The sequence below is a fragment of the Streptomyces sp. NPDC059455 genome (assembly GCF_042750115.1).
Taxonomy (GTDB): domain Bacteria; phylum Actinomycetota; class Actinomycetes; order Streptomycetales; family Streptomycetaceae; genus Streptomyces; species Streptomyces endocoffeicus.
The window spans coordinates 1-3,067 of record NZ_JBHYVB010000098.1; the positions used below are offsets into that span (position 1 = coordinate 1).

The 3,067-nt window shown below is 67.2% G+C and carries 3 protein-coding genes; 1 reads left to right on the top strand and 2 read right to left on the bottom strand.

Annotated features, from left to right (window positions below):
* Window positions 1-114 precede the first annotated feature (114 nt).
* Window positions 115-1,713, bottom strand: a complete 1,599-nt coding sequence (locus tag ACFXB5_RS30030) for a tryptophan halogenase family protein (protein ID WP_385213450.1) — start codon at window positions 1,711-1,713, stop codon at window positions 115-117.
* Between the two features lie 198 nt (window positions 1,714-1,911).
* Between ACFXB5_RS30030 and ACFXB5_RS30035 the strand changes: the two genes are divergently transcribed.
* Window positions 1,912-2,439 (top strand): flavin reductase family protein, encoded by a 528-nt coding sequence (locus ACFXB5_RS30035; RefSeq protein WP_385213453.1) that lies wholly within the window; start codon window positions 1,912-1,914, stop codon window positions 2,437-2,439.
* Window positions 2,440-2,531: 92 nt separating this feature from the next.
* On the opposite strand, the gene ACFXB5_RS30040 is transcribed toward ACFXB5_RS30035, so the two are convergent.
* The coding region (locus tag ACFXB5_RS30040) for a methyltransferase (protein WP_385213455.1) at window positions 2,532-3,067 on the bottom strand (536 nt) is incomplete at its 5' end.

Consider the following 3,067-nt stretch of genomic DNA (forward strand, 5'->3'; position numbering starts at 1 on the left):
GCCAACACCCCGCCCCCGCCGGGGGGTGCCCGCCCCCCACCATCGCTGCGTGCTGGTTGTGTTGCGCCACCCACCCCCACATCGACTATGAGGAGTCTCAGCGGACCAGGGCCGCTACTTTCCGTCGTGCAGCCTGCGCAGGTACTCGTGGGTCGACGGCAGGGAGTCGATGAGTTCGGCTTGCCGGCGCTTGATGTCGGTGAAGAGGGCTCCCGCCGCGTCGACGGAGTCCGGCCGCAGGGACAGCGACGGCAGCGGGTGATTCGGCAGAACGCCGAGCCCGGCGAAGATGCAGTAGTAACTGGCGTTGGTCCAGAAGTTGCGGAACTCGGCCTCGAAACTCCCGTAGTAGTTGTTCTCGTCGGTCACCGGCGTCTCCACCGGCAGGCCTGCCTTGTACATGGCCACCTTCTCGATGAAATCGTCGGTGAAATCCAGCTCCTTGCAGGCTCGCCAGAAGGGTGTGTCGTCCCGGGGGGCGAAGGCGAAGTGAGCCTGGAGGAAGTCCCGGGTATCGTCGAACATTTTCTCGACTTCGCCGTTGAACCGGTTGGCCAGGACGGGCTCGAACCGCTTGTCCGGGAAATGCTTCACCAGCTGGTAGAGGGACGCGTAGATGAAGTAGATGCCGGTGGACTCCAGCGGTTCCAGGAAGCATGAGGAGAGGCCGATTCCGACACAGTTGCGGACCCAGGCCCGCCGGTTGCGACCCACTCGGAACTTGATCTGGTTGAGCGGCTGGGTCTCCGGGTCCAGTTTCCACATCCGGCAGAATTCCTCGGTTGCCTCGTCCTGCGACTGGAACCGGCTGGAATAGACGTAACCGGTGCCGAACCTGCCGAGCATGGGAATCTTCCATGCCCAGCCGGAGGACATCGCGATGGCCGAGGTGTAGGGCTCGACGCCCTCGGCCTCGTCGTCATGCTCGACCGCGGTGGCGACAGCGCTGTCGTTGAGCAGGTGATCGCTCATGTCCAGGAACGGTTCGCGCATCGCCTGGTTCATCAGGAGGCTGCGGAAGCCGGAGCAGTCCACGAACAGGTCGCCCTCCAGCCGGCGGCCGGCCTCGGTGCTGATCGCGGTCACGAAGCCGCGATGGTCGATCTCCGCGTGCGTGTAACGGTCCTTGACGTGCGTCACGCCCAGCTTGTTCGTGGCGAAGCGGCACAGGAAGTCGGCCACCCGGTTCGCGTCGAAGTGCCAGGCGTAGCGTGACCACCCGGTCCCGCCGAGGAAGCGCGGCGACAGCTTGCGGTCGAGAACCTCGGGCTGTACGTAACAGGCCCGGTCGAAGGGCTCGTCGGTGGCACCTGACAGCTTCTGGTACGTCCAGTAGTGCGACAGCGGCACGCTCTCGTGATCGGGCAGCAGCCCGAAGAGGTGGTCGAAGTGGTCGGGACGCCCGTCGTCTCTGCGCCGCGCGCCGGCCTCGCCGGCCCCGGGGGTGCACCAGTTGATGAACCGGACCGACAGCTTGAAGCTGGCGTTGCACTCCCGCATCCACTCCTCTTCGGGGATACCGAGGAAATCAAAGAAGACCTTGTGCAGGTTCGGGACGGTCGCCTCGCCCACGCCGATTTTCGGAATCGCGGGTGCTTCGAGCAGCGTGATGTTCACCAGGGGGCCGAGTGCCTTGCCCAGGTAACAGGCTGACATCCACCCCGCGGTGCCACCTCCCAGAATCACGATGTTCCGTATGCGGTTGTCTTCCATGGAGCAACTCCTTTTCTCGGTCGCGGCAGAGCGGTTCGGCGGATTCCGATGGGTTCAGAACTCTTGCGGTCGGTGCTATCTTTTCCATGACTCTTTGCGCATCGCGCTCCGCCGCCGTGATACGGCAGGCCGCTTTTTGATCACTCCGACGAATACTTCGTCCAGTCAGCGAAAATGTCCGCCAGAAAGAAGGCAGAGATGACGGAATCGACCGGCACTGTCGACCACATGGCACGGGCGGCGGCCACGGGTGAGGGATTCCGCGCGATGATGCGGGGATTCCCGACGGGAGTGGCCGTGGTCACCGCGCTCGATCGCGATAACCGGCCCTGGGGTATGACGTGTTCGTCGCTGTGCAGCGTCACACTCGAACCGCCCACGCTGTTGGTGTGCCTGCGTGACGGCAGCCCCACGTTGGCGGCCATTCTGGATCGCGGCGAGTTCGCGGTGAACCTGCTCCACGCCGACGCGCAGGGGACCGCCGAACTGTTCGCGTCGGGTGACCGGGACCGCTTCGACCGCGTCTTCTGGCAGCTCGGCGGCGACGGCGCCGGTCCGCATCTGCGGGACGACGCGCGCGCGGTCGCCGACTGCCGGATACGTACGTCGTACCCCGTCGGCGACCATGTCGTGGTGCTCGGCGAGGTCTACCGCGTCACCCATGGGCCGGAACGCCGGCCGCTGCTCTACGGACTGCGACGCTACGGCGTCTGGCCGCACACCTGACGGGCGCGCCGCCGGTTCCGCCCCCGCCGGGCCGGCGGCCGCCGCTCCGCGGCGCGATCCGCCGGATCAGGCCGTGGCCTGGTGTTCCGGGGTCACCGCTGCGCATGAGCCGGGGATCCGGAGTCGTACACCGCATCACTCACACCTCCCTTCTGCCTGGTGCGCGCGGGGTGACCGCTCGCAGGCTCGGCCTCGATGACGTTGTAGTCGGGCAGCCCTTCGGCGGAGGGAACGGCGATCGCATCGACGAACCTGAACCCCGCCGCCTCCAGGAGCCCCCGGTACTCCTCCGCGGTGCGTTCACGGCCGCCGGCGTAGATCAGGTTGTTGAGGTCGGTCAGCCCGTAGCCGGCGGAGTCGGCGGGGGTGAGGACCGTAGGAATGACGGTCTCCAGCAGGATCAGCCGGGCATCCGGTGCCATGGCGCCCCGGCATCCGGCCAGCAGGGCGAGCGCCGCGTCGTCGTCGACGTCGCGGACCAGATGGTTGAGCAGATAGGCGTCGGCGCCGGCCCGCACCGAGTCGGGGGGGGGGCGCAACGCCGCCCGGCAAACGACCGCGCACCCCGCCGCCGCGCGGGGGGGGCGGCCGCCGCGAAGTGGCGGGGCGCGGTAGGCAAGAAACCCCC

Coding starts and splice junctions, on each gene's coding strand:
- ACFXB5_RS30035 (WP_385213453.1), top strand. CDS start 1,912: ATGACGGAATCGACCGGCACTGTCGACCACATGGCACGGGCGGCGGCC.
- ACFXB5_RS30030 (WP_385213450.1), bottom strand. CDS start 1,713: ATGGAAGACAACCGCATACGGAACATCGTGATTCTGGGAGGTGGCACC.